Source organism: Klebsiella sp. R390, from assembly GCF_051131745.1.
GTDB lineage: Bacteria > Pseudomonadota > Gammaproteobacteria > Enterobacterales > Enterobacteriaceae > Klebsiella.
Map to the genome: position 1 here is coordinate 1,342,768 of NZ_CP180445.1, position 15,934 is coordinate 1,358,701.

Sequence of the window (15,934 nt, forward strand, 5' to 3'; positions counted from 1 at the left end):
GCGACAGGCGGGACGGGCAGTTGCAGCCCGCCCCGGCTTGAAGGGTTAGAAATCGTAGCTCATCGAGACCTTAACGGTACGCGGTTCGCCCTGGAACAGATAGGTGCCGGTATCATCAATGCCCGACCAGTAGTTCTCGTTGGTGACGTTATCCACCCCGGCACGCAGGACCATCTGGTTTTGGTTCTGATTCAGCGCCAGGCGGTAGCGAACGCCCAGGTCGAGGGTGGTATAGCTGTCGAGTTTTTTGCTGTTCGCCGCATCGGCGTACTGGGAACCGGTATGGTTGACCCGCGCGGTCGCCGTCAGGCCCTCAACCGGCTTGATGTCATACTCTGCCCCCAGAACGGCGTAGAAGCGGGACACCCCCACGGCATCTTTACCGTCATTGGTGCCATTCGCCGTTTTGGTCTGCTCCGGATCCAGCCACTGCATGCTGCCGTTGAGACGCAGGCCCAGCGTCGGCTCGCCAAAGACGTTCAGCTCTACCCCACGGTTACGCTGTTCACCATCCAGGCCGTAGTAGCCGTTGGCGTCAGAAATCGCGTTCGGCTTTTTAATCTCAAACAGCGCCAGCGAACCGCCAAGGGTGCCGTAGTCAATCTTCACCCCCACTTCATCCTGCTTCGAGTGGGCGATCCCGGTACTCTGTCCGGCGTTAGCCGCGGTGCTCGGGGCGACGCTACCAGGTTGTAATGCTTCGGTGTGGTTGGCGTACAGCGACAGCGTATCCCACGGTTTGTAGACCAGCCCCACCGTCGGCGTCCAGCGGCTCTGGGTATAGCGCGAGGAGGTATCCTCCAGACCAGTTTTATTGCTGTAGTTGCGCACCACCACTTTCTGATGACGCGCGGCGGCGGTGAGCAGCACCTTGTTATCCAGGAAGCCCAGCGTATCGCTTAACAACCAGCCCTGGGTACGGCTGCGGGACGTGGTCAGCGGGTCGAAATAGTTACCGCCAAAGTAGGCGTTATCCGGCATCGCTACATCGTGGTTATCGTAGATATTGGTGGTCGGGTTTTTGGCGGACATACGCCATGCGGTAGCATCGGTTCTGACCTGAGCGGCATAGCCCACGTTCACCTGATGCGAGATGGCGCCGGTGGCAAAATCACCGCGCAGGCCGCCCATACCGCTGATGGAGTCAATAATACGGTTGGTATCCAGGCGTCCGACGGTGGCATCACCCTGCGCGTTCAGCAGTTTCGGGGCGCTGTAGGTGCCCGTTTCATGCGAGTGCTGGCCGCCGAGTGCGCCGTAAAGCGTCCAGCTATCACTCATGTCATATTCGGCTTTGGCCATGCCGAACTCGCTCTCGATATCGCTGTAGCCCCACTTCTGGCTGTAGTTTTTACTGTTATCCGGCAGCGCAGGGATAAAATCGACGCCGCTGATATTGACCCCCATGGTCCCGCCGTGGAAAGTCTTTTTCTGATAGCCGAAATCGAGCGAGGAGCGCAAGCGGTCGCTGCGATAGTCCAGTCCCAGAGAGGCCAGGGTCGTGCGCTGTTTGTCATTATCGACCGCCCCTTCCCCTTCACGGTGCACCAGGTTTACCCGAGCGCCAAACTGGTTGTCATCGCCAAAACGACGGCCAAGATCAAGGCTGCCACCGACCTGGGAGTCGGAAGTGTAGTCCACGCCCACCCTGGCGGTTGGCACATCTTCTGCCCGTTTGGGTTCGAGGTTAATCATCCCGCCGACGCCGCTGCTGGCGACGCCATTGAGCAGACCGTTAGCCCCTTTGAAAACTTCCACCCGCTCCAGCATCTGGGTATCCATCACCTGACGCGGAACCACGCCGGCCAGGCCGCCCATGGTCATGTCGTCGCCGTCGAGCTTAAAACCGCGAATGCGATAAGTCTGAGCAAAGTTACCGTAGCCCTGTACCACCTGGACACCCGCGTCATTGTTGACCACGTCGGCGATAGTGTGCGCCTGCTGGTCCTGAATCAGTTTCGCGGTATAGCCGATGACGTTGAACGGCACGTCCATCGCTTTTTGTTCGCCGAGCATGCCAAGACGGCCGCCGTGGGCAATCTGTCCGTCGAGGAAGGCCGGCACCACCAGATCGCCGCCGGCTTTAAAATCGTCGCCTTCGCTGGCCTGAACGACCATAACCTCTTCGTTTTTCTGGTTGGCAGCGGTGCCATCAACCGCCATTGCGCCGTGGGTAATGGCGCCGATCGTGAGTGCCAGCAACGTCTTGCGCAGCGGCAGTGTGGTAAGGGTGGTGTGCATAATGATCCCATCGCATAAAGAAATAAAACAAATGGCCCGCAAGCGGGCCAGAAATCGTTATTTTGCCTGCAGGTCGATGCGGACAACGCTGTCCGGACCTTTGGTCGAATGATCTTTGTTAAACGGCTGTTTGACGGTGACAAACAGCGTCTGACCGTCGGCGGAGAGCAGCAGGCTGTTCGGGTTCGCCGGGATCTCCCACGTGTGCTTCAACGCATAGCTGGTGCCATCGAGGCTGATAACCTTGCCGGATTCGCGCTGGGAGATATAAATCTCATTGCGTGCCGGGTTGAACTGCACCGCCAGCGAGTCGCCCACGTCCAGTTGCTTAATCACCTTGCCGCTATGAATGTCCAGCACCAGGGTGGTTTTGGCCTGCGAGTTGTCGGTGACGAACAGGCGACCAGTTTTGCTATCTTCAGCAAGGTTCAGCAGCAACGCTGGCTTGTCGCCGAGCGGTTTCCAGCGCTGTTCAATCCGGTTGTTACGCGGGTTGATCACCAGAATTTCACCGCTGCCGTTGGCGGCATACAGACGCCCGGTTGATGCGGAATAGTGCAGGCCCGTCATCCATTTCCCGGTGTTTTTAATCCGCGTTTTCAGCTTCAGCGTGGTGGCATCCACCACCCAGATTTGCGCCGGATCGGCAACGGCGCCGACATAAAGGGTGTTATCCAGCAGCAGGATCTGCCGCGCGCCGTACGGCATATCCTTGTCATTGCGCTCGCTAAACAGCAGGCGTTTTTTCACTTTACCGGTAGCGGTGTCGATGGCGCTGATGCCGCCATCCAGCGAGTTCGTGACGAACAGCGTGCTGCCGTCAGGCGTTATCTGGACCGCAAAGTTTTTCAGGTCGGTGTGGCTCAGGCCGATCGTCTTCAGGGTTGTCGGGTCGAGCTTATACACCGCCCCGCCCTGCACATCTTTAAACCCTTCCGCGCTGGCAACATACAGAGCATCGCCCTTCGGGCTGAGCGCCATTTCATACAGCCCCTCCGCCAGCTCGCGTTTGAGCGGCTGTGCGCTGGTGGTGATTTTCTCTACCGCAGGCGGGGTGACAGGGGCGGCGCGGTTGGCAGCGCAGCCGCTTAAGACAGCAGAAATCGCCAGAGCTAATACCGGTATGGTGTATTTCATTGTGGAGATCCTTAACAAAATCAATGAACCGGTGGTAGCTCCGCGCCGATATTATGGTTTTCCGGCCTGACGAGAGTGAGCCCCACCCTGTGCCTTCGCTGTTTCCGTGTGAGCAAGTCACTGGCGCAGGTCAGTCCATGCCTAGCCTGCAAACAAAAAGAAGAATGAGAACTATACGCATTATCTTGTAGCGCACAAGCCGAATTATGCCGCCGGAAGGTAAAAGCGATAATCTGCTGATAACCGGACCTTTAGTACGAGGCTGCCGCTAAGTCAGAGGGGTCGCCAGAACGGCGAAGGGGAAAAGAAACAGGCCGCACCATCGACATGTGCGGCCTGAAGATCATCAGAGTAACGTCAGGGATAACTTAATAGCGCACCATCACCGATTTCAGTTCGGTGTAATCATCGATAAACGCGCTACCGAATTCACGCCCCGTGCCCGATCCTTTCATGCCGCCAAACGGTACCGCCGGGTCGAGAAAAGTGTGCATGTTCACCCAGACGATCCCGGCGTTAATCGCCTCGGAGTAGCGCAGCGCCTTGCGGATGTTATCCGACCAGACGCTGGCAGCGAGGCCAAACGGCGAGGCGTTGATGCGGGACAGCGCATCCGCTTCGCTCTGGTAGCCAATAAAGCTACACACCGGGCCGAACGTCTCCTCCTGCATCAGGGTGCTGTTTTCACTACGCACCTTCACCGCCGTCGGCAGGACGAAATAGCCGTCGCCGGGCAGCGCTTCGCCGCCGCAGACGATGGTGTCGCCCTCTTCCCGCGCCGTCTCAATCAGCTGCAGGACTTTCTCAAACTGCTGCCGGTTGGCCAGCGGCCCCATTGGCGTCTGCTCGTCGAGCGGTGAGCCGGGACGCAGCGCAGCGAGCCGTTGCTTCAGTAGCTCAAGCACCGCATCCAGCTTGCCTTGCGGCAGATAAAATCGCTCGGCGGCGGCGCAGATTTGTCCCTGATTGAGATAGCCCGCTTCGATAATGCCGTCGGCCATCGCCTCAGGAGTCAAATCGTCGAGGAACAAGGCGGCGTTTTTGCCCCCCAGTTCCAGTGTGACGCGTTTCCCGGCCCCGGTCGCCGACTGCTGAACTTTACCGCCGGTAACCACCGAGCCGGTAAAACTGACCTTCGCGCAGTCCGGGTGGGTAATCAGCCGTTGGGCGATGTCACCGCCGGCGCCGTTCACCACATTAATCACGCCGTCGGGGATCCCCGCCGCTTTAGCCAGCTCCGCCACCCGCAGCAGGGTCAGCGGCGTATATTCGCTCGGTTTAAGCACGATAGTGCAGCCGCACACCAGCGCCGCCGCCAGCTTCCAGATAGCGATCATAATCGAAAAATTCCACGGCACGATCCCCACCACCACGCCCAACGGCTGGCGGCGGGTAAATGCCGTGTACTTCTCGCCGGCCATCGACGGAAGCGACACATCCAGGGTTTCCCCCGTGACTTTCCCGGCCCAGCCGGCAAAGTAGCGCAGGAACGCCACCGATTGGTCCAGCTCGAGCATCCGCGCCAGGGAGATGGTTTTTCCGGAGCACAGGCTCTCCAGCTGCGCCAGCTCCTCGCGATGCGTTGCCAGCCGATCCGCCAGATTCAGCAGCAGCGTACCGCGCTGCAGCGCCGGCATTTCACGCCAGGATACAAACGCCTGGCTGGCGCTGGCCATCGCCCGCTCCGCCTGCTCCGCGTCCGCGGACGTGACGTTAGCTATCGCTTTGCCGGTGGCGGGGTTGATGACCGTCAGCGTCGGTCCGTTGCCCGGCAAGGCTTCCCCGGCAATAAACTGCCCGTGGGGTTGGCGTAAAAAAGCAGTTACTTCAGCAAGCAAGGTTACGTCGCTCATCGGTGGCACCCGTGGTTTCAGAAAATGTCCCCCATCCCACCATATCCACTGCGCGCGGCCTATCGTTCTAAAGAACGTCATTCTTTCGGACGATATTCAGCCCCCCGCCGCCATGCTGTGATGGGTGCCTTAGCCAGGCGAGACAGGGTAACGCTATGAATATCAAAATCGATGCGCTGAACTACTATGGCGCCACCAAAAAATACCAGCTGCATTTTCCGGCGCTGCAGGACGATATCGAAGCCGACGTGGTGATCATTGGCGGCGGCTTTTCCGGGATCAACACCGCGCTGGAACTGGCGGAACAGGGCATTACCAACGTGGTGGTGCTGGAAGCCCGTCATTTAGGCTACGGCGGCACCGGGCGCAACGGCGGTCAGGTGATGGCCGGTATTGGTCACGACATTGAAGCAGTGAAAAAACACGTGGGTAAAGAGGGGCTGGAGACGCTGTTTAAAATCTCTAACCTTGGCGCGGGGATCATTCGCGATCGCATTAAAAAATACAATATTGATGCCGACTTCGTCCCCGGCTACGGCTATCTGGCCTACAACCAACGCCAGTTGAAGACGCTGCGCCAGTGGGAGAAAGAGTTCAAGGCCGCCACCCCGGATGAAGATATCGCTCTCTATACCGGCAGCGAAGTACAGCAGGTGGTCGGCTCTGAAGTGTACTGCGGCGCGCTCAAGCACATGGGCGGCGGGCAGATCCACTCGCTGAATATGCTGCTCGGGTCGGCACAGGCGGCGCATTCTCTGGGAGTGAAGATTTTCGAATCCTCCCCGGTGGTTGAGGTAGAGTACGGTAAAACGGTCCGCGTCCGCACGGCGATGGGCAGCGTGAAGGCCGCCAAACTGCTGTGGGCCTGCGACAGCTTCCTCAACAATATGGAGCCGGAGATCTACAACAAGACCCTGGTGACCTACTCCTATCAGGTGTCGACAGAGCCGCTGTCCGATGCGCTAATCGACCGTATCAGCCCGCTGCGCGGTGCCTTCAGCGATATTCGCCCGGTGATCAACTACTACCGCATTACCCGGGAAAACCGCCTGCTGTTTGGCAGCGCCACCCGTTATCTTGAATATACCCCTAACGATTTTGCCGCCTGGAACCGTACGCTGCTGGCGGAGGTCTTCCCCTATCTGAAGGATGTCAAAATCGACTTCGCCTGGGGCGGCCCGATGGCCTGTAGCGCTAACCTGTTCCCACAAATCGGCACCCTGCGCGATCACAATAACGTCTTCTACGTTCAGGGTTATTCCGGATTCGGCGTCACCCCCTCGCATATCGTTTGCAAAATTCTTGCCGAAGGAATTAATGGCGGCTCCGATCGTTACCGCCTGATGAGCAGTATTCCCCACGCGACAATACACGGTCGTGACAGCCTGCGCATGCTGCTGGTCACCGCCGGAAAACTCATGCATCAAACCGCCGGCTACTGGAAAGGCCGGAGTTAACCAGGAGAGCATCATGCACGCATTTAAACTCGATCAACCGGTTCCCGAACTGCAGCCTATCGGCAGCGTCAGCCTGCTGGGCGCGACGCCAACCGCCGGCGACCCGCAGGTAGCGGGCGCCATGATTTACGGTGAACCGCAGGACGCCTTTACCTGCGGTCTGTTTTCCTCCACCCAGGGGAGCTTTACCATGACCTATCCGTTCACCGAACATGCCACCGTACTGGAAGGCGAAGTGGAGCTGACCGTCGCCGGTGGTCAGCCGCAGCGCTTTGTTGCGGGCGACAGCTGGTTTGTTAAACAGGGTACCGAAGTGGAATGGAAAATCCTGACGCCGCGCTTCGTTAAGCACTACCTGGCCAACGTCGAAAGCCGCTAATCTCCCCAGCCACTCCCCGGCGCACGGCGGCGGAGAGTGGCATCTGCTCTACGTCACAGAATCAACCGCCGTTCTCCACCTTCAGGACGATATTCATTGAGCCGGATGCCAACCTAAATTATGACTATCCGGAATGGCGCTTCGCTTTGCGCCACTCCCTGCCCTTCCCTATTTTGTGCAGAGGTTGACTATGTTCAGTAAAAGACTCGCCAGCCATCTCGAACGCGGCGTCGTCGGCTTTCCCACTACCCTCGCCAGCTCCGTCGGGCTGATTATGGCCAGCCCGGTGATCCTCACCGTGACCAGCGGTTTTGGCATGGGCGGCGACACCTTCGCGCTGGCGGTTCTGCTGGCGTTTATCATGATGCAGGCACAGGTCACCACCTTTGCCGAAGCGGCTACCCTGATCCCCACCACCGGTTCGGTCTATGACTATATCGCCTGCGGGATGGGGCGTTTTTTCGCGATCACCGGCGCGCTGTGCGCCTATCTGATCGTCCATATTTTTGCCGGGACCGCAGAAACCATTCTTGCGGGGGTCATGGCGCTGGTGAACTTCGAATCCATCAGCAGCCAGATGGCGATGCACCAGAACACCTGGATGGTCGGGGTCGGGATGGTGGTGGTGTTCGGCCTGCTGAACGCCATTGGCGTGGAGATCTTCGGCAAGGTTGAAGTGGTGCTGACCTTCGGGATGTGGAGCACCCTGACCATCTTCGGCCTGTGCGGTATTTTTATGGCGCCGGTGACCCACCTTTCCGGCTGGTTCGGGACGCCGCTGAACGTCAGCGACCTCTCCGGCCTGTTCGGCTATATCGGCATGGCGATGTTTATGTTCGTCGGCTGCGAGCTGGTCACGCCGATGGCCCCGGAAATTAAACAGGCCCACCGCACCATTCCGCGCGCTATGGCGCTCGGTCTGTTCGGCGTCGCCAGCTGCATGTTTATCTACGGCGCGGCGATTAACCGCCAGGTTGAAAACGTGGTGCTGGATGCGGCGACCAACGTCCATCTGCTGGATACGCCGATGGCGATCCCGGCCTTTGCCGAGCGAGTGATGGGCCATGCGGGTCAGTACTGGCTCGGCGTCGGGCTGCTGCTGGCGGGCTGCGCCACCATCAATACGCTGATGGCCGCCGTGCCGCGCATTATCTACGGAATGGCGCTGGACGGCGCCCTGCCGCGCTTCCTCACCTGGCTGCACCCGCGCTTTAAGACGCCGGTTATCGCCATTGCCATCGGCGTGGCAATCCCCTGCCTGCACGCCTGGTATCTGAACGGTGACATCGACCGTATCGTGCCGCTGATCCTCGCCGCCGTATGCGCCTGGGGCGTGGCCTATCTGCTGGTCACCTTGTCGGTGGTGCTGCTGCGTATTCGCCGCCCGGATCTACCGCGGGCCTACCGCTCGCCGTGGTTTCCGCTGCCGCAGATTATCTCCAGCGTCGGGATTATTATCGCCATCATCAACATCACCCCGCCGGGTATGGACAGCCGCGACGTGCTGGTGCCGTTCGGGATTATGCTTGGGTTAACCGCCGCCTACGCGCTGTTCTGGACGGTGTGCGTGCAGCGGGTCAACCCATTCCGCCCGGTCCCCGTCGAAGAGGTCGTGGAACGTGCTATTGGCAACTATGAGAAACAAAACCATGGGGAGATGACGCCCGATGTCCTCCGCCCCCTCATTTAGCACACCGTTGATGAATGCAGTACAGCGCGATCTCGCCGGCTGGCCCGGCGAAAAGCTCAACGAGCGCAGCGCGGTACTGCACCTTAACGCCAGCACCGATGTCACCGTCAGCGTTCGCCAGAAACGGTTGTTTATGGCGAGCATTCACAGCTGCGAATTTGTCGTAGAGGGGCCGGTATCCCGGCCCGCTCAGGGGAAGATTCGCGCCCATCAATCCGGCTGGCTGAAACGTCAGCCGGTCATCTTTCGCGGCAGTAAAACCGCCGTTGAACTCGCCCGTTATCTCAACGGCTTTCCCCGTTTACAGCAAACGCTCAGCGAACTGGACTATCGTCGCTTCACCTTTACCCTCGACGACCAGCGCTGGCGCTGCTGCATTGAGCCGTGGGCCGCCAGTGAAGTGGTGTGCAAAATGCCGCCGCTACGCCGCTATCTGCGCCTCGAAAAGCAGCAGCGCATGCTGCTATTGAGCGTCATGAACATGATGCATCAGGCGGTCAATCAGTGGATGCAGCAGACGGTAACAACAGAAGAGTAGTTCACTGGAGAACGCTTCTCCGCGCTGATGGCGGAGAAGCGTGGGGCGTTAGTTCAGGCCAAACTGACGCGCCAGGGTATCAAGCGCCTGGCGCTGGAAAGTACGAAATGCTTCACGCGGTTGCTGCTGTTGAATAAATTCCAGCAACGGATCCTCCACCGCCGTTCTCACGCCGCTTAACGCTTCCATCACCGCCAGCCCGCAGAACGGCACGTAGGATTCGGCATAGCCACCTTCGTGAACCATCACCAGTTTACCGCCGCACAGACGATCCGCCGCCGCCTGCACCTGTTCGGTCATCGCGCGGAAGCTGTCGCTGTGCAGCTGCATCCGCGCCAGCGGGTCCATGGCGTTCGCATCATAACCGCAGGCCACGATAATCAGCTCGGGTTCAAAACGCGTCAGCGCCGGGATCACGATGGTCTCCAGCGCATAGCGCCAGCTGTCGTCCCCCGCTCCGGCCATCAGCGGAACATTGATGTTATAGCCTTCGCCCGCGCCGCTACCGCGATCCTCTTCCCCGGCGTAACCCGGCGGGAAGCAGCCGTCCTGGTGCAGCGAAATGGTCAGGACATCGTCACGTTGCAGATAGATATGCTGCGTCCCGTTGCCGTGGTGCACATCCCAGTCGAGGATCGCCACCTTGCCCAGACCGTGCAGCGCCTTCGCCCGCTCAACGGCAATGGGGATATTGGCCAGGAAACAGAAGCCCATCGACTGGTCAGGCAGGCAGTGGTGTCCCGGCGGTCGCGACAGTGCGTAGGCATTATCCAGTTCACCGCGCAATACCGCCTCTACCGCCGCGCTGGCCAACCCGGCAGACAGCGATGCTATCTCATAGCTGCCCGGCCCCAACGGCGCCTCTTTACCCAACATGCCGCCGCCGTTATCGCTGATCGCCTTAAAGCGCTCAAGGTAATGGGCGGGATGGATGCGCCGCAGGTCCTCCTCACTCGCGGCAGCCGCGCTATAAAGCTGCAGCTGAGCAGTCAGCCCCGAAACATCCATCAGATTTTTCATTCGCCGTTTAGTCTCAGGCGATTCGGCATGGCCACCCCCTGCCGGCGGCTGTACCCAGCCCCCGACCGGTAAAGTCACCGCATGCAGGCCGGTGCTGTGCCAGAAACAACGTTCATCAAAGAAGAAACCGGTATTTCTTTTCACTCTATCCTCCTGTTAGATCATCCTTTCCAGCGGGCGATGCCGCCAGAATCAATCCTGCCGAGAGCAAGGCGCAGCCGCCTGCTGCGGCCAGCAGCGCGTCGGCGCTGGAAAAATGTTGCAGCAGCGTCCCGGCCAGCGCCGGACCGGCGGCCATACCGCCGCCAATAACCAAATTGATGCTGTTCATCAGACGACCGCTGTTATCCAGCCCGGCGACGCGGGCGAGAATAAACGGCAGGACAAAGGTCCAGGTGAATTTGAACAGCACCGCCGCCAGCGCGAAGCGCAGCAGTAGCGGGTGGCTGATGAGCAGAGCAATACTGAGGATCAGCAGCCCGTAGCCCAGCCACACCGCCATACGATCCGGGCGTTGCGTACCGCGTAAGGCCGCACCACCGGCGCCAAGAATGCCAAACACCGTCGCCACCGCCAGGACCAGGCCAATCTGCGACGCCGTCAGCCCTGCCGCGCTACCGATAGTGCCGATAAAGGTCCATACCGCGCTGAGGCTGATATAAAAAGTCAGGACCGCCAGCACCGCGAGGAGCTTACGCAGCGGCGCGACGGCAGGCTGCCGGCGGGTTGCCGACATCGGCTGAAAGCGCGATGGAAATGCCGATACCAGCGGCAGGCAGCAGAGCATGATGGCGGCGAGGATCAGATACACCACCTTCAGGCCGAAACTGGCAAACAGACCGGGGAGGATCAACAGCCCTACCATCCCCAGTAGCAACTGGCCCAGCACCCAGAAGGCATAAACCCGCGAAGGATTGGCGGTGCCCGCCGCGCAGCTGATGCACAGGATCATCAGCGTGCCGCCGGCCAGCGACGCGATAAAGCGGGCCAGCAGCAGCGTTTCATAGTGGCTCGCCGCCGCCGAAGCCAGGTTCGCCAGCAGAAACACCACCCCGGCCCCCAGCGCCACGCGGCGCCAGTTGAGACGGCTCATCCACCACCATGCCGGCAGCGTCGCCAGGCTCATCGCCCCCAGTTCAGCGGAGAACAGATAGCCTATCTGCCCGGGAGCCAGCCGCCACTCGCTGGCTAACTGAGCGGCAACCGCCGGGGCGGTCATCAAGATCCCCGGCGCGATCGCGGCAAAAATCACGATGGCGCACAGCAGACGTGCGGTAAACACCAGGCCGGTCGGCCGGGATAAGCTGTTTTCAGTAACGGGTGTACTCGACATCGTGATGCGTGCTCCAGTCAAAAAAACTGCCCCCCGGACAAAAGCCCAGGGAGTGATACCTTCTGGTATCAGGAAAACGCCGCCGTCGGCGGCGCGCGGGATGTGATGAGTCAGATTACAGATGCAGCGTGCGCTGAGCGGATGGCATCCAGGTTCGGGAAACGAGCTCGGTACGATTGACCACGTCGGTCTTGGCGAAAATATTGCGTAAGTGGGTTTTCACGGTGGAGAGCGAAATATCCATCTGGCGGGCGATCAGCTTATTACTGGCCCCTTCGCGCACCATGCCGACCACTTCCCGCTCTTTGGCGGTCAGCATCGCCGGCAGGTCATCCTCCTGCTCGAGACAGTCATGAATAGCCAGCTCCACCAGCGGCAGTACCGCCTGGGCACGCAGGCGCTCTTCACTGGAGAACGGCGCATCGCGCATTAAGGAGATGCCGGCAATAATGCGTCGGTCGCGACGGATAAAGACTTCCGTCATATCGCGGACGTTATTCGGCAGCATAAACTCGTGATAATAATGACGGTGGCGATCGCATACCCCCGGCGTCATCGCCGCCATGGTAATCGTCTGGTGGCTAAAACGGGACGGCAACAGCGGATCCAGCGGCTGAAAACATTCCAGATATTGTTGATGCGTATTGGCCGAAATATTATGCAAAATATAGTCTTCGGGTTTTAAACGCTGATTAACCCGATAAAAAACCGCCGATGACAGTGGAATTAACTGTGAAATAGTCTGTAAACAACGGGCAATTATCGCATCATTACGACTGGCTTTTAATAAAGCAGACATGATTCCCCTCCCGTCGAGGTGAAAGTGCGTTAAACGCGGATGAAGACCGATAGATGAAGCATACATTTCACATTTAAGTAACACAATCATTAACATATTAACAATGTGATATGGGTTACAAAAAATTATTCAACACACTGTTAATTAAAGAATTAATAATCAATATATCCTGTCGTTATCGCCATAACATTAAAACATAAACAAAAGTTATTAACCTCATGACCGGTGACCGCGTCAGGGTTTTGCTCCCGTTTTTTTTCACCGGTTACTCGTCCTTTAGAACGAGTGATTTTTTTAAGCGCTACTCTATACCTAATAAATATTGTGCAGGACATGCTTATCAGGCGCTTAACCATTCCCGGAAGCGCAGCTTTTGTGCTGCCTAAATAATAGCGTTCACCGGGAAAATAAATACGGAGCCATCGATGCTGAATATCGCCTCGCTACGCCAGCAGCAAATTCCGCTGGTGATTGAACCCCGGGCAACGGTGCCCTTTCATATTCTGATCAAACCGATTGGCCCGGCCTGTAATCTCGCCTGCCGCTACTGTTACTACCCGCAGGGCGATACCCCGGTGCAGAAAATGGATGATGCGATGCTGGCATCGTTCATTCGCCGCTATATTGCCGCTCAGCCCCCCGGCGTGCGGGAGATCAATTTTGTCTGGCAGGGCGGCGAGCCGCTGCTGGCCGGACTGAGCTTTTATAAAAAAGCGCTGGCGTTACAGCAGCAGTATGCCCCGCCGGGAGTGACGATCAGTAACAGCCTGCAAACCAACGCGACGCTTATCAACGATGCGTGGTGCCGTCTGTTTCATGAGCATCGTTTCACCATCGGCGTCAGCCTCGAGGGCAGCGAAACGCTGCAAAACCAGCACCGCCCGGATAAACGCGGCCAGGCCAGCTATCCGGCGGCGCTGCGCGGCATCGCCCTGCTGCATCAACATCAGGTGGAATTCAATTTACTGGTGGTGGTGCATGACGCGATGACCCGCCATGCTGCCGCCATTTACGACCACGTTGTCAGCCTTGGCGCCCGTTATCTGCAATTTCAGCCGCTGATGAGCGAAGGCGACGCCCTGCAGCAGGGCTATCAGCTGAGCGCCGACAACTGGGGACGGTTTATGGTGGCTATCTGGCATCAGTGGCGCAAACGCTGCGATATGGGGCGGGTGTTCGTGATGAATATCGAGCACGCGTGGGGGCAATATTTTACCCATACCAGCGCCACCTGCGTCCACGCAGCCCGCTGCGGCAGCAACCTGGTGATGGAGTCAGACGGTCAGCTGTACGCCTGCGATCATCTGATTAACGATCGCCATCACCTGGGCGCGCTCACGGAACAGACGCTGGCGCAGGCGGTCGATAACGCCACGCACCTGCCCTTCGGCCGCGAAAAAAGCCGCCGCCGGGAGTGCCAGCACTGCCCGGTAAATATGGTCTGCCAGGGCGGCTGTCCCGCCCATCTTAACGACGCCGGTTACAACCGGTTGTGCGCCGGCTACTTCCGCTTTTTTAACGAAATCCTCGCCCCGCTGCGCCCGTATTCCCGGGACATGAACGGCCTGCGCGCCTGGCGAGCCGCCTTTGTCGACAGCCAACAGTTTACTGGTTAGCCGATACCACTCCCGTGTCGCGCCGTCTGCTTAGGTGCGCACCTTCCGAGCCAGAACAGGAGAATACGCAGTGAATAAAACAGCCGTGGCCGCCACCCTGGGGATGATCCTCTCCGGGGCTGCGCACAGTGCGCAGACCGATCGCCCGAACGTGATCGTCATTATCGCCGACGATATGGGCTATTCCGATATCAGCCCCTTTGGTGGCGAAATCCCGACGCCCAATCTGCAGGCGATGGCCGAACAGGGCGTACGCATGAGCCAGTATTACACCTCGCCAATGTCCGCACCGGCGCGTTCGATGTTGTTAACCGGCAATACCAATCAGCAGGCGGGTATGGGCGGTATGTGGTGGTACGACAGCACCCTCGGCAAAGAGGGCTACGAGCTACGCCTCACCGACCGCGTCACCACCATGGCGGAACGCTTTAAAGATGCCGGCTATAACACCCTGATGGCCGGGAAATGGCACCTCGGTTTCGTGCCCGGCGCCACGCCAAAGGACCGCGGGTTTAGCCACTCGTTCGCCTTTATGGGCGGCGGCACCAGCCATTTTAACGACGCGGTACCGCTGGGTACGGTCGAAGCGTTCCACACCTACTACACCCGCGATGGCCAGCGCGTTTCGCTCCCCGACAACTTTTACTCCAGCGAAGCCTACGCCAGTCAGATGAATGCGTGGATCAAACAGACACCGTCGGAGCAGCCGGTGTTCGCCTGGCTGGCCTTTACCGCCCCACATGACCCGCTGCAGGCGCCGGATGAGTGGATCGCGCGCTTTAAGGGTCAGTACGAGCAAGGCTATGCCGAGGTCTATCGCCAGCGCATTGCCCGCCTGAAGGCGCTGGGGATCCTCCATGACGACACGCCGCTTCCTGGCCTCGATCTCGATAAAGAGTGGGAAGCGCTGACGCCGGAGCAGCAAAAATATACCGCCAAAGTGATGCAGGTGTACGCGGCGATGATCGCCAATATGGACGCGCAGATAGGCTCGGTGATGGCGACGCTGAAGCAGACAGGGCGTGATAAAAACACCGTGCTGCTCTTTTTAACCGATAACGGTGCCAACCCGGCGGAAGGCTTTTACTACGAATCGGAACCGTCGTTCTGGAAACAGTTCGACAACAGCTACCAGAACATCGGGCGCAAAGGCTCGTTCGTCTCCTACGGTCCGCACTGGGCCAACGTCAGCAACGCCCCTTACGCCCGTTACCACAAAACCACCAGCGGTCAGGGGGGGATCAACACCGACTTTATGATCTCCGCTCCCGGGATTGTGCATAACGGTAAGATCGACACCTCCACCATGGCGGTGTACGACGTCGCCCCGACCTTATACGAGTTCGCGGGTATCGATGCGACTAAGCCGCTGGCGAAAAAGCCGGTGCTGCCGATGGTGGGGGTCAGCTTTAAGCGCTATCTGACTGGCGAAACCCAGCAGCCGCCACGCTCGTCTTACGGCGTCGAACTGCATAATCAGGCGGCCTGGGTTGACGGCGACTGGAAGCTGCGGCGGCTGGTAAAAACCTTCCCGCAGGCTGGCGATGCGCCATGGGGGCTGTTCAATCTTAAGCGCGACCCGCTGGAGACCCACGATGTCGCGGCGCAATATCCGCAGCGGGTGCAGGCGATGAGCGAGGCCTATGCCGCGTTTGCCAAACGTACCATGGTGGTCCACGCCGACGGCAAGCTAATTGACTACGCCGGCATTGACAGTAAAACCGGCCGCTACCTCGCCGTCGATCCCCAGACCATGGAGTCAGTTCCGGCCCCGCAGGCGATTCCTGTGAGCCAGGGCAACTGATCGGCCCCGGCTCTCGTTCTTCCGGGCGATAGCCGGGATCTGGGCCCCTTTTTAAGGTAGGAAAAAC

12 protein-coding genes are annotated in these 15,934 nt (G+C 59.0%); 6 read left to right on the forward strand and 6 right to left on the reverse strand.

Annotation, left to right across the window (positions count from 1 at the left end; all coding sequences use genetic code 11):
* Window positions 1-45: 45 nt before the first annotated feature.
* From ACMYSP_RS06275 to ACMYSP_RS06285, 3 genes are all read right to left on the reverse strand, one after another.
* Window positions 46-2,241: a TonB-dependent receptor gene (locus ACMYSP_RS06275; RefSeq protein WP_434586012.1), complete on the reverse strand. Its 2,196-nt coding sequence runs from the start codon at window positions 2,239-2,241 to the stop codon at window positions 46-48.
* A gap of 57 nt (window positions 2,242-2,298) precedes the next feature.
* Window positions 2,299-3,378 (reverse strand): hypothetical protein, encoded by a 1,080-nt coding sequence (locus tag ACMYSP_RS06280; protein ID WP_434586013.1) that lies wholly within the window; start codon window positions 3,376-3,378, stop codon window positions 2,299-2,301.
* Between the two features lie 368 nt (window positions 3,379-3,746).
* Complete coding sequence (locus tag ACMYSP_RS06285; RefSeq protein WP_434586014.1) at window positions 3,747-5,231, reverse strand: aldehyde dehydrogenase family protein; 1,485 nt, start codon at window positions 5,229-5,231, stop codon at window positions 3,747-3,749.
* Between the two features lie 155 nt (window positions 5,232-5,386).
* On the opposite strand from ACMYSP_RS06285, the gene ACMYSP_RS06290 reads away from it, so the two are divergent.
* The 4 genes from ACMYSP_RS06290 (at window position 5,387) to ACMYSP_RS06305 (ending at window position 9,295) form a co-directional block, all read left to right on the forward strand.
* Complete coding sequence (locus ACMYSP_RS06290) at window positions 5,387-6,688, forward strand: NAD(P)/FAD-dependent oxidoreductase (protein WP_434586015.1); 1,302 nt, start codon at window positions 5,387-5,389, stop codon at window positions 6,686-6,688.
* Between the two features lie 13 nt (window positions 6,689-6,701).
* Window positions 6,702-7,067, forward strand: a complete 366-nt coding sequence (locus tag ACMYSP_RS06295; RefSeq protein WP_434586016.1) for a cupin domain-containing protein — start codon at window positions 6,702-6,704, stop codon at window positions 7,065-7,067.
* A gap of 190 nt (window positions 7,068-7,257) precedes the next feature.
* Window positions 7,258-8,757 (forward strand): APC family permease, encoded by a 1,500-nt coding sequence (locus ACMYSP_RS06300; RefSeq protein WP_434586017.1) that lies wholly within the window; start codon window positions 7,258-7,260, stop codon window positions 8,755-8,757.
* Complete coding sequence (locus tag ACMYSP_RS06305; protein WP_434586018.1) at window positions 8,735-9,295, forward strand: DUF3156 family protein; 561 nt, start codon at window positions 8,735-8,737, stop codon at window positions 9,293-9,295. Before ACMYSP_RS06300 ends, ACMYSP_RS06305 begins: the two co-directional genes overlap by 23 nt.
* Before the next feature lie 48 nt (window positions 9,296-9,343).
* Here the strand turns inward: ACMYSP_RS06305 and ACMYSP_RS06310 are convergent, their stop codons facing one another.
* From ACMYSP_RS06310 to ACMYSP_RS06320, 3 genes are all read right to left on the reverse strand, one after another.
* Window positions 9,344-10,459: a class II histone deacetylase gene (locus ACMYSP_RS06310; RefSeq protein WP_434586019.1), complete on the reverse strand. Its 1,116-nt coding sequence runs from the start codon at window positions 10,457-10,459 to the stop codon at window positions 9,344-9,346.
* Window position 10,460: 1 nt separating this feature from the next.
* A complete protein-coding gene (locus ACMYSP_RS06315) occupies window positions 10,461-11,648 on the reverse strand; it encodes an MFS transporter (protein ID WP_434586020.1) in 1,188 nt (395 codons plus the stop codon).
* Between the two features lie 115 nt (window positions 11,649-11,763).
* On the reverse strand, window positions 11,764-12,447 hold the full coding sequence (locus ACMYSP_RS06320; RefSeq protein WP_434586021.1) for a helix-turn-helix transcriptional regulator: 684 nt from the start codon (window positions 12,445-12,447) through the stop codon (window positions 11,764-11,766).
* A 425-nt stretch (window positions 12,448-12,872) separates the two neighbouring features.
* On the opposite strand from ACMYSP_RS06320, the gene ACMYSP_RS06325 reads away from it, so the two are divergent.
* Window positions 12,873-14,063 carry an anaerobic sulfatase maturase gene (locus tag ACMYSP_RS06325; protein ID WP_434586022.1) on the forward strand — a complete coding sequence of 397 codons (1,191 nt, stop codon included), beginning with the start codon at window positions 12,873-12,875 and terminating at the stop codon, window positions 14,061-14,063.
* Window positions 14,064-14,133: 70 nt separating this feature from the next.
* A complete protein-coding gene (locus ACMYSP_RS06330) occupies window positions 14,134-15,867 on the forward strand; it encodes an arylsulfatase (protein ID WP_434586023.1) in 1,734 nt (577 codons plus the stop codon).
* Window positions 15,868-15,934 lie beyond the last annotated feature (67 nt).